12 protein-coding genes are annotated in these 18,230 nt (G+C 60.9%); 3 read left to right on the top strand and 9 right to left on the bottom strand.

Annotation, left to right across the window (positions count from 1 at the left end):
• Positions 1 to 106: 106 nt before the first annotated feature.
• The gene (locus DXZ77_RS02715; RefSeq protein WP_115029741.1) at positions 107 to 682 is read right to left on the bottom strand and encodes a DUF6226 family protein; all 576 of its coding nucleotides are present in this window, start codon (positions 680 to 682) and stop codon (positions 107 to 109) included.
• 44 nt (positions 683 to 726) lie between these two features.
• The gene (locus DXZ77_RS02710; RefSeq protein ID WP_258553093.1) at positions 727 to 2,160 is read right to left on the bottom strand and encodes a replication-associated recombination protein A; all 1,434 of its coding nucleotides are present in this window, start codon (positions 2,158 to 2,160) and stop codon (positions 727 to 729) included.
• 161 nt (positions 2,161 to 2,321) lie between these two features.
• Here DXZ77_RS02710 and DXZ77_RS11995 point away from each other — a divergent pair, with 161 nt between their 5' ends.
• A complete protein-coding gene (locus DXZ77_RS11995; RefSeq protein ID WP_181816003.1) occupies positions 2,322 to 4,568 on the top strand; it encodes a putative bifunctional diguanylate cyclase/phosphodiesterase in 2,247 nt (748 codons plus the stop codon).
• Positions 4,561 to 6,843, top strand: a complete 2,283-nt coding sequence (locus tag DXZ77_RS02700) for a putative bifunctional diguanylate cyclase/phosphodiesterase (protein WP_115029739.1) — start codon at positions 4,561 to 4,563, stop codon at positions 6,841 to 6,843. The genes DXZ77_RS11995 and DXZ77_RS02700 overlap by 8 nt, the downstream gene beginning before the upstream one ends.
• Before the next feature lie 14 nt (positions 6,844 to 6,857).
• Here DXZ77_RS02700 and DXZ77_RS02695 read toward each other — a convergent pair whose 3' ends face one another.
• Complete coding sequence (locus DXZ77_RS02695) at positions 6,858 to 7,490, bottom strand: HAD family hydrolase (protein ID WP_181816002.1); 633 nt, start codon at positions 7,488 to 7,490, stop codon at positions 6,858 to 6,860.
• A 113-nt stretch (positions 7,491 to 7,603) separates the two neighbouring features.
• Entirely contained in the window at positions 7,604 to 9,427 is a 1,824-nt protein-coding gene (gene aspS / locus DXZ77_RS02690; RefSeq protein ID WP_115029735.1) for an aspartate--tRNA ligase, read from the bottom strand.
• Between the two features lie 156 nt (positions 9,428 to 9,583).
• Here aspS and DXZ77_RS02685 point away from each other — a divergent pair, with 156 nt between their 5' ends.
• Positions 9,584 to 11,290 (top strand): formate--tetrahydrofolate ligase, encoded by a 1,707-nt coding sequence (locus tag DXZ77_RS02685; RefSeq protein WP_208303165.1) that lies wholly within the window; start codon positions 9,584 to 9,586, stop codon positions 11,288 to 11,290.
• Between the two features lie 67 nt (positions 11,291 to 11,357).
• Here DXZ77_RS02685 and DXZ77_RS02680 read toward each other — a convergent pair whose 3' ends face one another.
• The 5 genes from DXZ77_RS02680 to DXZ77_RS02660 form a co-directional block, all read right to left on the bottom strand.
• On the bottom strand, positions 11,358 to 11,828 hold the full coding sequence (locus DXZ77_RS02680) for a YchJ family protein (protein ID WP_115029731.1): 471 nt from the start codon (positions 11,826 to 11,828) through the stop codon (positions 11,358 to 11,360).
• Between the two features lie 111 nt (positions 11,829 to 11,939).
• Positions 11,940 to 14,006 (bottom strand): choline BCCT transporter BetT, encoded by a 2,067-nt coding sequence (betT, locus tag DXZ77_RS02675; protein ID WP_258553092.1) that lies wholly within the window; start codon positions 14,004 to 14,006, stop codon positions 11,940 to 11,942.
• Entirely contained in the window at positions 14,003 to 15,751 is a 1,749-nt protein-coding gene (gene betA / locus DXZ77_RS02670) for a choline dehydrogenase (protein ID WP_115032449.1), read from the bottom strand. The genes betT and betA overlap by 4 nt, the downstream gene beginning before the upstream one ends.
• 96 nt (positions 15,752 to 15,847) lie before the next feature.
• Positions 15,848 to 17,341 (bottom strand): aldehyde dehydrogenase family protein, encoded by a 1,494-nt coding sequence (locus DXZ77_RS02665; protein WP_115029727.1) that lies wholly within the window; start codon positions 17,339 to 17,341, stop codon positions 15,848 to 15,850.
• Between the two features lie 199 nt (positions 17,342 to 17,540).
• On the bottom strand, positions 17,541 to 18,218 hold the full coding sequence (locus DXZ77_RS02660; protein ID WP_115029725.1) for an NUDIX domain-containing protein: 678 nt from the start codon (positions 18,216 to 18,218) through the stop codon (positions 17,541 to 17,543).
• Positions 18,219 to 18,230: the final 12 nt, after the last annotated feature.

The following is an 18,230-nucleotide window of genomic DNA, read 5'->3' as shown; positions in this document are numbered from 1 at the left end:
GTAAACAGGCATGCGACTTAAAGACTAAATCCTTTTTCATGACCTGTAGGCGCGCTTTTCAGCTACTATGCTTCACGCATTTCCTATGCTTTCGCGTCCACGAGAATTAATCCACCCACGCCGCCCCATGCCTCTGCCCCACCAACGGATGGTCAAGAAAATGCGCGCCACCTTGACTACTGAACTGCGACAAATACACATACCGATCCTGCTCATCCTGCCGCACAGTCACATCACCAGTCACCACAGACTCAAACGCACAATCAAAAAGCCCCAGCAACGACTCACTACCAAAATCACACCCATCACACCCACAACGCGGCTCAGACTCAATCACAAGCTGAGGATGAGCAACAGCCAACGTCGTCGGCTCCTGCACACCCGTAGTCACCCACAACGCTAAAGTCCCCGAACGCTTCGCACGCACCAGCTCACGACGCAACCTCTTCTCACCCTGCTGCACATACCCAACCTCCACAGCAGAAGCCACACCCAACCCAACCAAAGCATCCACCCACGCCCGCACCCGCAACACCGGAGCCTCAAAACGACGAAAATCACTCGTACGCTCATACGACTCAGGCAACGGATCACCATCTTCATGCGGGCTATCCCACACCAAAGGCCCCAACACCTCATAGCGGGCCTCAACCGCATCCCGCACGTCAAACCACGTAACCATCCACCCAGCCTAAACACCCAACCACCCGCAAAAATACGACACCATCACCCCTCTCTCGAAGAATTCGAAGACCCACCCTCAGCCCCTGGCTTACCCAAACGCTCCCGCAACCACGCCCACCGCCCCACCAACCGCTCCTCATACCCATGAGGCTTGGGGTGATAGTAATCAACCCCCACCAACTCATCCGGCAAATACTGCTGACGAGCAACCGAATCCACCTCATCATGCGCATACACATACGCATCCTTGCCCACCCCCACCTGCCTCGTCGCAGACCCAGCCGCCCGCGAAAACGCCGACCCCCGCAACGCCGGCGGCACCTGCCCACCCCGCCCCGCCTTCACATCCGCCATCGCCGCATTCACCGCCGAATACACCGCATTCGACTTCGGCGCCAAACAATTATGAACAACCGCCTGCGCCAAAATCAGCCGAGCCTCCGGCATCCCCACCTGCGCCACCGCATGCATCGCCGCCACCGCAGTCTGCAACGCCCCCGGATCAGCCATCCCAATCTCCTCACAGGCCGAAATCACCACCCGACGCGCAATAAAACGAGGATCCTCACCCGCCTCCAACATCACCGCCAAATAATGCAACGCCGCATCCACATCCGAACCACGCATCGACTTAATAAACGCACTCGCAACGTCATAATGCTGCCCACCAGCCCGGTCATACCGCACCGCAGACCGCGCCACCGCCCGCTCCACATGCGCCAACGTAATAACAGCAGGCTCATCCACCGTCGGATACCCCCGCCCCGCCGGCAAATCATCCAACGCCACCCCCGCCGACGCCTCCAACTCCGTCAACGCCCGACGCGCATCACCACCCGCCATCCGCACCACATGCCCCAACGCCCCCTCCTCCAGCACAAAAACCCCACCCAAACCACGCTCATCCACCAACGCCGCACCCACCACACCCGCAACATCCTCATCCGACAACGACGTCAACGTCACCACCATCGACCGAGACAACAACGGCGAAACAATCGAAAAACTCGGATTCTCCGTCGTCGCCGCCACCAAAATCACCGTGCGATTCTCCACCCCCGGCAACAAAGCATCCTGCTGCGCCTTCGAAAACCGATGAATCTCATCAAGAAACAACACCGTCTCCACCCCACAGACATCCTTATCCCGACGCGCAGCCTCCATCACCGCCCGCACATCACGCACCCCCGCACTCAACGCAGACAACTCCACAAACTTGCGCTCACCACCAGCCACCAAATGCGCCAACGTCGTCTTCCCCGTCCCCGGCGGCCCCCACAAAATCACCGACAACGGCCCCACCCCACCACCAACAGCACCCTCCACTAACCGCCGCAACGGACTACCCACCCGCAACACATCACCCTGACCACGCACCTCATCCAACGACCGCGGCCGCATCCGCACCGCCAACGGCACCGCCCCCACCCCACCACGACCAGCCTCAGCAGCTACACCAAACAAATCATCACTCACACCCGACAGGCTAAACCGACCTCCACCACCCCTCCACCCCGCCAACCGACCTACACACGCACACCACACAACTCACCCCCGTACCCCTCAGAAACCCACCACACCAGACGACCTGTGAAGTACCGACACCTCGGTCACACGGTGGTGCGAGAGGAGACCGAGTGAAAACCCCAACACCCCCACACACCAGCCCCACACACCGCCCCCTCGCCATCGCCATCGCCCTCGGCGCCACCACCCTCATCACCCTCACCTACCTACGCCACCCCACATTCATGACCACCCCCCTAAGCATCGCCCAATGCGCAACCCTCACCATCACCACCCTCAGCCCCCTCCGACGAAAACCCCACCCCCCCACCCACTGGGCCACCTTCATCGCAGGAACCATCACCCTCATCCTCGCCACCATCTTCAACACCACCACCCCAAACACCCCCCACCCCCTCACCGAAACCCTCCACCTCACCGGCTACCTACTCATCACCCTCTTCTTCTTCACCAACCACACCCGCAACAACCCCCACCCACACCCCATCATCAACCTCGACACCGCCGCAGCAGCCATCGCCACCCTCCTCATCCTCTGGTCCATCCCCCTAGCACTCCCCCACTGCCCACCCGCCATCAACACCCTCCAATGGACCATCCACCCCACCCTCGACGCCCTCCTATGCGCCTACTTCGCCACCCACGCCAACCACCCCAACCAACACACCCCCACCGCACACTGGCTCACCGCAACCTTCGGCATCCTCCTAGCCAGCGACACCATCAAAGCCAGCACCCAACTCACCAACCAACCCATCCCCACCTGGTCAAACGCCGCCACCTTCATCGCAACCACCACCCTGGCCCTCGCCTTCACCCACCCCGACATCCTCACCATCACCCACCCCCACACCACCAACACCCACCGCACCCTCAACCGCGGCATCAACGCAGCCTTCTACCTCAGCGCCATCCCCGGCGTCGCCAGCCTCGCCATCCACAGCAACAACACCCCCGACCAAATACTGCGCACTTGCCTCGTCACTGCCCTACTCATCCTCCTGTTCATCCGATTCCTCCGCGCCATGACCAAACTGTCCGCCACCGAAGCAGACAGCCGACACCGCGCCACCCATGACCCCCTCACCGGACTACTCAACCGATCCGGACTCCTCCATGCCTGCACTAACGCCCTACGCCGCAACCGCATCAACGGCCACCACACCCTCATGCTCTTCATCGACTGCGACCACTTCAAATACGTCAACGACACCTGGGGTCACTCCGCCGGCGACGTCGTCCTGACCACCATCGCCCACCGCCTACGCACCACCCACCCCAACGACATCACCGCACGCAACGGCGGCGACGAATTCATCCTCATCACCCCCATCCCCCACCCCGAACACGCCAAAACCATCGCCCACACCACCCTCCACTCCTTCGACACCCCCATCGAAATCGCCCCCGGAGTCTTCCACAACATCACCCCCTCCATAGGCGTCGCCACCGCAACCCCCACCGAAAACATCACCCCCGAAGAACTCACCGCACGCGCCGACATCGCCCTCTACTCCGCCAAACAACGCGGCCGCGCCCGCTACGCCATCTTCGACGACGACCTCGGCGCCACCGCCCGAACCCGAAGCCTCACCCTCGCCGCCCTACGCCAAGCCGTCACCACCAACGCCATCACCGTCCACTTCCAACCCCTCATGACCGGTCCCAACTTCACCACCATCCTCGGCTGGGAAGCACTCGCCCGCTGGAACGACCCCACCCTCGGCCCCATCGCCCCCGACGTCTTCATCCCCCTCGCCGAAGAAATCGGCCTCATCGAACCCCTCGGCGCCCACGTACTACGCACCGCATGCCGCGAACTACACACCCTGCGCACACTCCCCGGATACGAACACACCATCGTCTCGGTCAACGTCTCCGTCATCCAACTACGCCGCCCCGACTTCGTCGAAAAAGTCCTCACCACCCTCCACGAAACCAACCTCCCACCCACCGCACTCACCCTCGAAGTCACCGAATCCATCCCACTCATCGAAGGCTCCATCGCACACAAAACCCTCGTCCAGCTACGCGCAGCCGGAGTAGCCGTCAGCATCGACGACTTCGGAACCGGCTACTCCTCCGTCACCGCCCTACTCCAAACCCCCGCCGACACCGTCAAAATTGACCGCTCACTCACCGCACGACTCGACACCACCGACGACGGCATCGCCCAAGTCTCAGCAGCCATCGAAGTCGTCACCAGCCTCGGCATCCCCTCCGTCACCGCCGAAGGCGTCGAAACAGCCGAACAAGCCCACATCCTCACCAGCCTCGGCTGCCACCACGCCCAAGGCTGGTACTTCGGCCGAGCCGAACCACCAAGCAACCTCATCGCGAGACACACCCATGCCTAAAACCCACACCATCCCCCACCGCAAACGCCACCCCATCCTCACCCTCCTTGCACTCACCCTCCTCACCGCCCAAAGCATCATCACCATCAACAACCCCTACGGCATCGGACCCCTCACCCACGCAACCACCCTGACCATCGCCTTCCTCACCATCGCCATCGCCCCCTTCACCCACGCACACATGCCCCTACGCATCTGGGGCTTCGTACCCCTAGGCATCCTCTTCCTCGGCTCGGCCCGCATCATCGACCTCCAATGGCCCCGCACAGACGGAAACCCCCACGTCGACATCCTCTTCACCCTCGGATACCTCTCCTTCGGAATCTGGTTCGCCCAACTCAACAACCAAGCCGGAAAAGTACTCACCTACCGCGCCGTCTTCGACGCCATCGCCGTCACCACCTCCGTCATCCTCCTCCTGTGGACCATCCCCGCCCTACGCACCAGCCTCGACAACCCCCTCCTAGTCCTGCAATGGACCGCATACCCCGTCCTCGACGCCACCATCGTCGTACTCACCGGCCACATCGCCTACCGCATCGGCACCTACATCCACGCCTGGTACTGGGTCTGCGCATCCATGACCGTCCAACTCGCCGCCGACCTCACCTGGGCCCGATACGGACTCGACGCAGGACTAACCAACCACACCCTCCCCTCCGCACTGACCGCCACCGGATACGGACTACTCGCCATCGCCTGCGCACACCCCTCCATCGCCACCATGCGCGACCTGACCATGCCACCCCAACCACTCTCCCCCCACCCCTGGCGCCACGCACTCCTCTACTTCCCCCTCATCCCCGCTGTCATCTACATCTCCCTACCCACCACCGACCGCATCGACACCACCGTCCGCGTCACCCTCACCCTCCTCCTCCTCATCCTCATCTACCTACGCCTCATCGGCACCACAAACGACCTCTCCCGCGCAGAAAACGAAAGCCAACACCGCGCCCGACACGACTCCCTCACCGGACTACTCAACCGCTCCGCCCTCTTCGAAGTACTCGAACAACGCCTCAACCGCGACAACAACCACCACCACTCCACCGCCCTCCTCTTCTTCGACTGCGACCACTTCAAAGAAGTCAACGACACCTGGGGCCACGCAACCGGAGACCGACTCCTCACCAGCATCTCCACAGGCCTGCCCCGCCAACTACGCGCCGACGACGTCATCGCACGCATCGGCGGAGACGAATTCGTCATCGTCGCCACCGTCACCTCCCCCACCGACGCTCACCAACTCGCCCACCGCATCCTCACCTACTTCGAAACCCCCTTCACCCTCGCCCCCCGCACCACCCACCGCATCACCCCCTCCATCGGCATCGCCATCACCACCCCACCCGAACAATGCACCGCCACCGAACTCCTCGAACGCGCCGACCTAGCCCTCTACTCCGCCAAAGAACAAGGCCGCGCTCAATACGCCGTATTCGACGACATCTTCCGCGCACGCCAAAAACGACGCAAACAACTCAGCGAAGCACTCCGCACCGCCCTCCACCACAAACAAATCACCGTCCACTTCCAACCCATCATGGCCGGCCCCTCATACACCCAAACCATCGGATGGGAAGCACTCGCCCGCTGGACCCACCCCGCCCTCGGCGACATCCCACCCACCGATTTCATCCCCCTCGCCGAAGAACTCGTCCTCATCCACCCCATCGGACAACACGTCCTGCGCACCGCCCTGCACCACCTCACCCTCCTACGCAAACTCCCCCAACACAGCAACCGCACCATCGCCATCAACGTCTCCCCCCTCGAACTACAACGCACCGACTACGCAGACGACGTATTTACCGAACTAGCCACCACCGGACTGCCCCACCCCGCACTCACCATCGAAGTCACCGAACGCCTCCCCACCCACACCTCACCTCCAGGATCACCAGCAAACGTCCCCCTCCAAAACCTCGCCCGCCTCCGCCGCGCCGGCATCAACGTCGTCATCGACGACTTCGGAACCGGCCACTCCTCCTTCACCTCCCTTCTACGCACACCCGCAAACGGCGTCAAACTCGACCCCTCCCTCATTAGCCGCATCGGACAGGACCCCCGCGGCGCCACCCAAGTCCGAGCAATGATCCGCCTAGTCCAAGCACTCAAACTCGACACCGCTATCGCCGAAGGCGTCGAAACCGCAGAACAAGCCACAGTCCTCGAAGAAGCCGGATGCCACATGGCCCAAGGCAACTACTTCGCCATACCCCAATCCCCCACCGACATCCTCACCCAAGCAACCCCCACCATCGCCGAATAACCCCCCTACCTAACTCACCCCAGCTCAAACACCAGTCCCTCTTCACGCAGCAACGACACCAAATCACCAATCCCCTGATCCGGGCTGTCATGCCGCGCATGCACCCGCGCCGCCAACCCAACCTGGCGAGCAGCAGCCACATTGTCAGCCCTGTCATCAATAAACAAAACCCCCTCCGGCCCAATCCCCAACCGGTCAAGCAACCTCCGGAAATACTCCGCAGAGGGCTTGGCCACCCCTAAATCACACGAAAAAAACAACTCATCAAAGTGATCCGCATACCCAAGCCCCAACATCACATCACGGCGAAAACTCTGCTGGTTACTCGCCAAATGCACCTTCACCCCCGCCGCACGCACCGCATCCACCAAAGCAAACGACTCCGCAAAAACATCAATCGAGGCCCACCCCGCAAGAATGTCCTCCACAGCTTCTGCAGGAAGCCCACGTTCAGCCACGAAACGCTCCACCGCGTCCTCAATACGCTCCTGCCCCGCCAATGACGGCAACTCGATCCGAAAGAGTTCCTCCGCTAATGCCTCCCGGCCGTCCTTTATGGAATAACGCCCCCACCGCTTAGCCAACTCTGCAGACGGCGCCTGCAGCACCCCATCAGCATCAAACAAAACCGTGTGAATAACAGCCACGAAAACTCCTTCAGAAATTCTGAGATTCCAACACCCAGACACGCCCATCCGAACGCGCCCGACACACGTGTGCGGCCCGAGTCGACCTCGACTCGAGCCGCACAGCACACCCATCAGTTACCCGCAGCAGCTCCTGCCGAAGCAGCATCCGAGGCGTTTGCCTCATCCTTCTTCTTCGGCTTGGCATCTACGCCAGCCTCACGCCGCTGCTGCACCGTGATCGGAGCAGGAGCATCGGTCAACGGGTCGTAACCGCCTCCGGACTTAGGGAACGCAATGACATCCCGGATGGTCTCAAAACCACCGAGCAACATCACCAACCGGTCGATACCCCACGCAATACCACCATGCGGGGGTGCACCAAAGCTGAACGCCTCAAGCAAGAAGCCGAACTTCTCAGATGCTTCTTCTTCGCTAAGCCCCATGACAGAGAAGACCCGCTCCTGCACATCACGGCGGTGAATACGGATAGATCCGCCACCGACTTCCACGCCGTTACACACAAAATCGTACCCGTACGACAATGCCGAACCCGGGTCAGTGTCAAAGGTGTCCAGGAACTCCGGCTTCGGCGACGTGAACGCGTGATGCACCGCATTCCATTTACCTGCACCCAAAGCCACATCGCCTTCAGCTACAGCGCGCTCAACCGGTTTGAACATTGGCGCGTCGACAACCCAGCAGAACGCCCAAGAATCTTCAGGGATCATGCCGGTGCGGTGTGCAATCTCCAGACGCGCCGCTCCCAGCAGCTCCTGGCTTGCCTCACGCTCACCCGCCGCGAAGAAGATTGCATCCCCTGGGTTGGCGCCAACTTTCGCGGCCAACCCTTCACGCTCTGTTTCGGAAATGTTTTTAGCGACCGGTCCGCCAAGCGCACCATCTTCACCGATCGTGACGTACGCCAGTCCCTTTGCTCCACGCTGACGTGCCCACTCCTGCCAGGCATCGAACTGGCGACGAGGCAACGAGCCACCACCAGGCATCACTACCGCACCTACGTATTCGTTCTGGAATACCCGGAAAGGTGTCTGTGCAAAGAACTCAGTCATTTCGACAAGCTCGTTACCAAAGCGCAGGTCAGGCTTGTCTGAGCCGTACTTGTCCATCGCTTCGTGCCATGTGATGCGTGGCATTGGCCGGGGCAGCTCCACCCCAATAAGCTTCCACACCGCTGCCATCACTTCTTCAGCAATCGCGATGACGTCTTCCTGGTCCACAAAGCTCATCTCGAGGTCGAGCTGTGTGAACTCAGGCTGCCGGTCAGCACGGAAATCCTCATCGCGGTAGCAGCGAGCAATCTGGTAATACCGCTCCATCCCACCGACCATGAGGAGCTGTTTGAACAGCTGCGGACTCTGCGGCAGTGCGTACCACGAGCCCGGCGACAACCGAGCCGGCACAAGGAAGTCGCGAGCGCCCTCGGGGGTTGAGCGCGTCAGGGTAGGAGTTTCAATGTCGTAGAAATCGTGGGCGGCTAGCACTTCCCGGATGGTGTGCGTCACTTTCGAGCGAAGCACGAGAGCGTCGTGTTGGCGCTGGCGGCGCATGTCAAGGTAGCGGTACTTCAACCGGGCTTCTTCACCGACATTGATGCGCTCATCAATCTGGAAAGGTAGTGGAGCTGCTTCGCTCAACACTTCGAGAGATGAAGCAACAATCTCGATCTGCCCGGTAGGCAGTTCGGGGTTGACGTTTTCAGCGTCACGAGGGGTGACTGTCCCTGTGACTTGGATGCAGAACTCGTTGCGGAGGGCACGAACACCCCCGGCGAGTGCCTCATCACGGAAAACCACCTGCACGATACCGCTGGCGTCACGAACATCAATAAATTCGACGCCACCGTGGTCGCGGCGGGAATCAACCCATCCTGCAAGAACGACCTCGGTCCCTGCGTCGCTGGAGCGGAGTGAGCCGGCTGTATGGGTGCGGAGCATGCATGTTCCTTTCTTCGCGCCCACATAGACGGTGTGGGCGCATGGGGTCTTCTTCGATCCTACGCGGGGTGTATTCGTGTTCTCGAACGCACGAAGTTGGGCGACAGTCTGAGTTAGCTGCTGCGTAAGCGTGTTAGCTGCGTCATGATGAAGGACATGAGCAGCTCCATGCCTTCGAATCTGCACATTGCTCGGGATGCCGAATTGCGTCCCGTTTCAGAGATCGGTGCGGCCGCCGGTCTGTCCACGGAGCAAATGGATCCGTATGGCCACTATGTGGCGAAAGTGTCGTTGGATGCGGTGAATAACCCTTCCAAGGTTGCAGGTGGCGCGAAATATGTTGTGGTTAGCGCCATTACCCCTACTCCGTTCGGTGAAGGGAAAACCACAACGTCGGTGGGTTTGGCCCAGGGATTGTCTCGGATCGGACATCCGGCAACGTTGGCTTTGCGTCAGCCATCGATGGGCCCGATTTTCGGTATTAAGGGCGGCGCGGCAGGTGCTGGTTACAGCCAGGCCGTGCCGATGGAGAAGTTGAACCTGCATTTGACGGGTGATTTTCATGCTGTGACGGCGGCGCATAGTTTGTTGGCCGCGATGGTGGATAACCATCTGCATCACGGTAATGAGCTGGGTATTGACACGCGTGCGATCTCGTGGAAGCGCGTCGTCGATATGAATGATCGAGCGTTGCGGAATGTGATTGTCGGTTTGGGTTCACGCATGGATGGGGTGGCGCGTGAGACGGGCTATGACATCACTGCAGCTTCTGAGGTCGGTGTCGCTTTGTCTTTGGCGACGTCGCTGCATGATCTTCGTGAGCGTTTGGGTCGCATCGTTATTGGCTACTCGTATGAGGGCAAACCGGTCACGGCTGAGGATTTGAAAGCTGCGGGCGCGATGACGGTGCTTTTGAAAGAGGCGATTAAGCCCAACTTGTTGCAGACGCTGGAGCACACGCCAGCGTTGTTCCATGCTGGCCCGTTCGGGAACATCGCCACGGGTAACTCGTCTGTGGTTGGTGACCTGATTGGCCGTCAGATGGGTGAGTATTTGATCACAGAGGCTGGTTTCGGTGCAGATATGGGTGCCGAGCGGTTCTTCAATATCAAGTGTCGTGTTTCGGGAATGACTCCGGATGCGGCGGTGCTGGTCACAACGGTGCGAGCGTTGAAGTCTCACTCGGGTCGGTTCACCATCACGGCGGGTAAGGATCTGCCGGAGGAGATGAAGACGGAAAACCCTGATCTCGTCCGTGAGGGGGCCGCGAACTTGCGTAAGCACATCGAGATTATTCGTGGTTTCGGTGTTGCTCCGGTTGTGGCTATTAATGCTTTCCCGGGTGATTTTGCTTCAGAGCATCAGGCGATTCGTGAGATCGCTGAGGAGATGGGTGCTCATGTTGCTGTCTCTACGCATGTGGCTGATGGTGGCCGTGGTGCTGAGGAGCTGGCTGAGGCTGTGCACGCTGCTGCGAACAGTGAAACCACTTTCACGCCGAGCTATGAGATGTCGGATTCGTTGGAGGACAAGCTCCACAAGGTGACGACGAAGGTGTACGGCGGCGATGGTGTGGATCTGTCTGCGGTGGCGCGTAAGGAGCTTGCTCGGTTCACGGATCTTGGTTTCGGCAATTTGCCGGTTGTTATCGCTAAGACGCATTTGTCTATCTCGCATGATCCGAAGTTGAAGGGTGCGCCGACTGGTTGGCGGTTGCCTGTGCGTGAGGTGCGTTTGGCTGCTGGCGCGGGGTATGTGTACGCGATTGCTGGTGAGATGCGTACGATGCCGGGATTGGGTAAGCATCCTGCGGCAGAGCGTATGGATATTGATGAGAACGGTGAGATTGTCGGTTTGTTCTGACGTTCTCTGTTGAGTGTTTGGTGGGGCTGGTCATTGCGGATGGCCGGCCCCACCGGTTTGTGTGTAGTTAGTCGAGGATGTCGCCGTCGATGTAGACCCAGGCGCCGTTGAGTCGTTGGAATCTGCTGTGTTCGGTGAGGGTGGTTGTGCGTCCGTCGCGTGCGCGGGCATGGGCTCGGTAGGTGACGGTTCCGGTGGTGTCGGTGGTGTTTCCGTGGTGGGTGTCGAGGATGTCGAGTGCGGTCCAGGTGTGTTCTGGGTCTAGGCGCATGTGTTCGGGGCGGGTGGTGGGGTGCCAGGTGTCGAGGAGGTATTTGCCGTTGTAGAGGGCGAATGCGCTGTAGCGGGAGCGCATGAGTGCTTCGGCGGTGCCTGCTCGGCGTAGTCCGTGGTGGAGGGCTCCGCAGCATCCGATGTAGGTGCGGCCTGATCCGCAGGGGCAGGGGGCGTTGTCGGGTAGTTGTTGTCCTTCGATGGGGGTGTGGTGTTTTCGGGGTGCGCCGAAGCTGGCACCGGTGCCGAATGCCGAACTTGCCATGGCTGTCTCCTGTCGGTGTTTCTGTTTTCGTGTCTCATCCTGCCTTGGTGCATGGTGATGCCCCGGTCACCGGTTGTGGTGATCGGGGCATCGGTGGTGTTTTTGTGGGGTTTATGTGATCGAGGATTCGATTTCGTAGATTCGTCGGAAGTCGACGTACCTTTCGTAGTGGTCGAGGATGTCGTGTCTGAGTTCGTCTGTGCTGTAGCCGAACACGTCGTAGGGTTCGTCGGAGATCCCGTTGACTTCGAGTCGTGTGGTGACGTCTTCGACGTCGAGGGCTCGCCCGTATGAGGGTGCGGCTACGGTTCGGATTGAGACGCGGTATCGGAAGGTTTCTTCTTCTCCGCATTGGGCCACGAGTGCGACGTATCTGGTGGGTTCGTCGCCTGCGTCGATGAGGCTCATGTCTTCGTCTTCGCCGGAAATAACTTCGGCTGTGGTACCTTCGTCGCGGAATGCGGTGGCTACGTCTTCCAGGGCGGGGATGACGACCCGGTTGAGGTATTCCTCCGCTCGGCGGCGGGAGACGGTGTTGAATGCCTTGGACATCCGGGATCGCCAGGAGGGGCGTTGGCGAACCATGGTGGAGGAGCCGAGGATGGATGGCTCGACCACGCGGTGTCTGGATTCGATGCGGCGTCCTTCGTCGGCGAGTGCTTTCCATAGGCCGACCATGACGAGCAGCACCACGATGGCGAAGGGTAGTCCCATGATGATGGTGGCGTTTTGGAGGGCGGGGATTCCGCCGACCATGAGGATGCCGATGGTGAGCAGCGCGGTGACGGCGGCCCAGAAGATGCGTAGCCAGGGCTGTGCATCGGTGCGGGGTGTCACGCGGGTGGAGCTGAGGTTGGCCATGACGAGTGCTCCGGAGTCAGCGGATGTGACGTAGAAGAGCAGTCCGACGATGGTGGCGAGCCCCACGATGAAAAACGCTGCTGGGTATTGCTGCAGTAGGGCGTAGAACCCGTATTCGGGGACTTTGAGTGTTTGTTGTCCGAAGGCGCTGTCTCCGCTGCGGATTCTGTCGATGGCTGCGTTGCCGAAGATGGATACCCACATGAGGATGTAGGCGAAGGGCAGGGTGAGTGTGCCGATGACGAATTCGCGGATAGTTCGTCCGCGGGAGATGCGGGCGAGGAACATGCCGACGAAGCTGGCCCAGGCGATCCACCAGGCCCAGAAGAACAGTGTCCAGGCGTTCATCCATTCTCTGGCGTTGTTGTAGGCGAGGGTGTCCATTGCCATGCCGGGGAACATGGAGACGAAGTCGCCGATATTCATGACCAGAGAGTTGAGGAGGAAGTCTGTCTTGCCTGCTGCGAGGACGTAGAAGGCAAGGAAGAGTGCGAGGAGCACGTTGAGTTGGGACAGGATGCGGATGCCTTTGTCGACGCCGGAGGTGGCCGAGATGGTGGCTACTCCGACGGCGATGACAACGAGGACGATTTGTGCGGGCAGTCCTTGGCGGATGCCGAACATGATTTCGAGTCCGACGTTGAGTTGGACGACTCCGATGCCCAGGGTGGTAGCTACGCCGAAGATGGTGCCGACGATGGCGGCGGTGTCGACTGCGTGGCCGGGGGCCCCGGCGAGGCGTTTACCGAACATGGGGTGTAGGGCTGATCGCACGGCTAGGGGTAGTCCTTTGCGGTGTGCGAAGTAGCCCAGTGCCATGCCCATGAGGGCGTACATTCCCCATCCGATGATTCCGTAGTGGAACAGGGTCCATACGGTGGCTTCTTTCGCTGCTTGCACGGTTTGTGGCTGGGTTGCCGGTGGTGCGAGGTATTGGGCGACGGGTTCGGCGACCGAGAAGAACATGAGGTCGGTGCCGATTCCTGCTGCGAAGAGCATGGAGGCCCAGGCGAAGAAGGTGTATTCGGGTTTGGAGGTGTCGGGGCCGAGTTTGATGCGGCCGGTTTTTCCGGATGTCGCGAGGATCAACACGAATAGGAGGCTGAATGCGGCTAGTCCTACGTAGAACCAGCCGAACCACTTCCCTGTCCAGGCCACGACGGTGCCGAGGATGGCCCCGGCACGTGTCGTGTCAAGGATGGCCCAGAGTGCAATGACGAGGATCACCACGCTGGAGGCGATGAATACGGGCCATTGGACTCCGGCGTTTTTGATCTTGCTGGTGAGTGTGTTCCCCGGTGTGAGGGGAACAGTCACTGGTTTTCTCCCTGCTGTTTGGCTGCTAGTTCGGTGGCGGAGGGTAGGTCGCGGCGGGCGTCCCATCCGTTGTTGCGTGCGTCGCCGTCGGGGTAGATGGGCATGTCGTGTTTGGCGAGGTAGACGGGTGCGTGTTCGGGGGGTAGTGGGGTGTTGCCGGCGATGAGGTCGGCTGCTTTTTCGGCGATCATCATGGTGGGTGCGTAGATGTTGCCGTTGGTGATGGTGGGCATGACGGATGCGTCGACGACGCGTAGGCCTTCGACTCCGTGGACTTGCATGGTGTCGGGGTTGACGACGCTCATGTCGCCTTTACCCATGGCTGCGGTGCAGGAGGGGTGGAGGGCTGTTTCTGCGTCGTTTTTGACCCATTCGAGGATGGCTTCGTCGGATTGGACATCGGGTCCGGGTGAGGTTTCGCCGGCGTCGAAGGGGCGCATGGCGGGTTGGTCGAGGATGTAGCGTGCAGCGCGGACAACTTCGACCCATTCGCGGCGGTCTTTTTCGGTGGAGAGGTAGTTGAACCGTAGTTCGGGGTGTTCGAAGGGGTTGGTGGAGCGGATTTTGAGGGTTCCCATGACGTCGGAGTTCATGGGGCCGATGTGGACTTGATAGCCGTGGGATCCTTTTTCGCCGGAGCCGTCGTAGCGCACGGCGATGGGGAGGAAGTGGAACATGAGGTTGGGGTATTCCACGTCGTTGTTGGTGCGGATGAAGCCGCCGCCTTCGAAGTGGTTGGAGGTGCCGACGCCTTTTCCGAGGAGCCAGGAGGCGCCGATGAAGGGGGCTTTCCAGTAGTTGAGCCAGGGACCGATGGAGACGGGTTCGGCGCATTTATGTTGGAGGTAGACCTCGAGGTGGTCTTGCATGTTGGCGCCGACGCCGGGGAGGTTGATGCGGGGGGTTACGCCGGCTGCGGTGAGGGTTTCGGGGTCACCGATTCCGGCGAGTTGGAGTAGTTGTGGGGAGTTGAAGGCGCCTCCGCAGAGGATGACGTCTCCGGCGGTAACGGTTTCGTTTTTGCGTCCGCGTTTGTATTCGACTCCGGTGACGCGGTTTCCGTCGAATTTGAGCCCGGTGACCATCGAGAGGGTGTGGATGGTGAGGTTTTTGCGGTTGCGGATGGGCCAGAGGTAGGAGCGGGATGCGCTTTGGCGGTGCCCGTCGATGAGGTTGCGGTCGAAGGGTGCGAAGCCTTCTTGGCGGTATCCGTTGACGTCGTCGGTCATGGGGTAGCCGGCTTGGCGGGCTGCTTCGAAGAAGGCTTGGAAGAGTGGGGAGGAGGCGGGGCCTTTAGACATTTTTAGGGGGCCGGAGGCTCCTCGCCATGCGTTGGCTCCGTCTGCTGCGGTTTCCATGCGTTTGAAGTAGGGCAGGCAGTGGGCGTAGTCCCAGTGTTCCATGCCTTCGTTTTCGCGGGCCCAGCGGTCGTAGTCGGTGGGGTTGCCGCGTTGGAAGATCATGCCGTTGATGGAGGAGGATCCGCCGAGGACTTTGCCGCGTGCGTGGGCGATGCGGCGGCCGTTCATGTGGGGCTCTGGTTCGGAGGCGTAGGCCCAGTCGTAGAGGGGGTTCCCGCTGGGGAACATGAGTGCGGCGGGCATGTGGATGAGTGGGTCGAATTTGAAGTCTGAGCGTCCTGCTTCGAGGACGAGGACGGTGGTGGATGGGTCGGCGCTGAGCCTGTGTGCGAGGACGGATCCTGCTGATCCGCCGCCGACGATGACGTAGTCGTAGGTTGCCATGTGGTTTTTCTCCTTCGTCTTTTCTTCGTCCTCGTGTGCCCGTGTGGGCATGGGTGTGGGGGCGCGCAGGGGTGTGCGCGCCTCCTTGGGGGTGGTTCAGGCTTGGCTGTCGTTGAACCAGCCGGCGCGGGCGGGGCTGGTGTTGTGCCAGATGTGTTTGGTTTCTTGGTATTCGCCTAGGCCGTGGCGGCCGAGTTCGCGGCCGATTCCGGAGCGTTTGTAGCCACCCCATTCGGCTTGTGCGACGTAGGGGTGGTAGTCGTTGATCCAGATAGTTCCGTGGCGCAGTCCGCGGGCGAGGCGTTCTGCGCGGCCTGCGTTTTCGGTCCAGACAGCTCCGGCGAGGCCGTAGATGGTGTCGTTGGCAATGGTGAGTGCGTTGCGTTCTTTTTCTTCGTCTGTTTGGCCGGTGAAGGTTTCGACGGTGAGCACGGGTCCGAAGGATTCTTCTTGGACGCAGCGCATGGAGGTGTGGCAATTGTCGAGGATGGTGGGTGGGTAGTAGTAGCCCTTTTCGAGGTCGCCGCCGGGGCGTTGGCCGCCGACACGGAGGGTGGCGCCTTCTTCGAGGGCGTTGGCTACGTATTTTTCGACTTTGTCGCGGTGGGTGGCGGAGATGAGGGGGCCGGTTTCGGCGTCGGGGTCGAAGGGGCCGCCCATGCGGATTTCGCTGGCTCGGCGGACGAGTTCGTCGACGACGCGGTCGTGGATTGTTTCTTCGACGATGAGGCGTGCGCCTGCGGAGCAGACTTGGCCGGAGTCGAGGAATACTGCGGTGAGGGCGTTGTCGATGGCGGCGTCGATGTTGGCGTCGGCGAAGATGACGTTGGGGTTTTTGCCGCCGAGTTCGAGGGCGATGTTTTTCACGGTGTCTGCGGCGGTGCGCATGATGTTGGTGCCGGTGGCTAGCCCGCCGGTGAAGGAGACGAGGTCGACGTCTGGGGATTCGGTGAGGGCTTGGCCGACGGTTGCTCCGGGGCCGAGAACGAGGTTGGCGACGCCGGCGGGTAGTCCGGCGCGTTCGAGGGCGTTCATGAGCCAGATGCTGGTGGAGGGGGTCAGCTCGCTGGGTTTGAGGATGAAGGTGTTTCCAGCGGCGAGGGCGGGGGCTACTTTCCAGGAGGTTTGGAGCAGGGGGTAGTTCCAGGGGGTGATGAGTGCGCAGACGCCGATGGGTTCGTGGACGATGCGGCTGGAGACGTTGGGGGTGCCGGGGTCGACGACGCGGCCTGCGTTTTCTTGGGCGAGGCTGGCGAAGTGGCGGAAGACGTTGATGATGTCGGTGACGTCGATTTGGCATTCGACGAAGCGTTTTCCGGTGTCGAGGGCTTCGAGGCGGGCGACGTCGTCTGATTCGGCGGTGAGTAGGTCGGCGACTGTGCGCAGGAGGGCGGCGCGTTCTGGTGCTGGGGTTGTGGGCCAGGGTCCGTTGTCGAATGCTTTGCGTGCGGCGCGGATTGCGTCGTGGGCGTCGGCTGTGTTGCCTTCTGCGACGGTGGTGACGTGGGTGTTGTCTGCAGGGCAGGTGATGTCTCGGGTGGCGCCGTCGTGGGCGTCACGCCATTGTCCGTCGATGTACATCTTCGTCATGCGCGCCTCCAGGGTTGTCATGTCGATACATCGCGCGGAGTCGCTGTAGGCGATTGTGCACCAGGTACTGCGGTGGATCTACGCGCCCCATTGGTGCTGCTGCGCGAGGATCATTGTGTGGACTCGTGGTGGGAGTCGTTCGTTCCACACTAGTGACAGGTGTGGTCCGTACCACATTGATTGTGGGTTATTTGGGGTGTTATAAGTCGCGGTGTGCGGGATGGAGCGGGAAGGGCGCGTCTGCGGGTTGCAGGGTCTTCCAGTCTCGTTCGCGGGCAGCGTGGGCGGTGAGGACCCCAATAATGAGTGGGGCGTTTGCGAGTTGTCCGGCGATGACTGCTTCGTAGAGTGTGTCCAGGTCGACCCAGGCGGTGCGGATGTCTGCTTCTTCGCCGCATCGTTCATAGCGTTGGTCGCTGGGTACGTCGGTGAAGTCGCGGGCGAGGTAGATGCGGATGGTTTCGGTGCTTGCCCCTGCGCTGGGTGCGAATTGGGTCAGGGTGTGCCAGGTTGCGGCGCGGATGTCCGCTTCTTCTTCGAGTTCGCGGGCTGCTGCTTCAGCGGGGGGTTCGTCGTCGTTGTCGAGTAGGCCTGCGGGTAGTTCCCATTCGTGAATTCCCACGGCGTGTCGGTATTGCTTGATGAGGAGTATTTGGTCGTTGCCGGCGCAGGTGGTGCGTAGGGCGAGGACGGCGACTGCCCCTGGGTGGGTGAGGTATTCGCGGGTGACGAGGCCACCGGTGAGGCCTAGGTCGACGCGGGCTCGATCGAATCCGAAGACGGCTCCGTCGGCGATGGTCATGAGGCTATCGACGTCTTTTTGTCCGTATTCGTCGAAAAGTTGGTCGGTCGAGAGGAGGGGTGCCTCGAGCGACATGTGGCTGCTCCG

The sequence above is a fragment of the Dermatophilus congolensis genome (genome assembly GCF_900447215.1).
GTDB classification, from domain to species: domain Bacteria; phylum Actinomycetota; class Actinomycetes; order Actinomycetales; family Dermatophilaceae; genus Dermatophilus; species Dermatophilus congolensis_A.
This window is presented reverse-complemented; position numbering and strand designations above follow the sequence as displayed.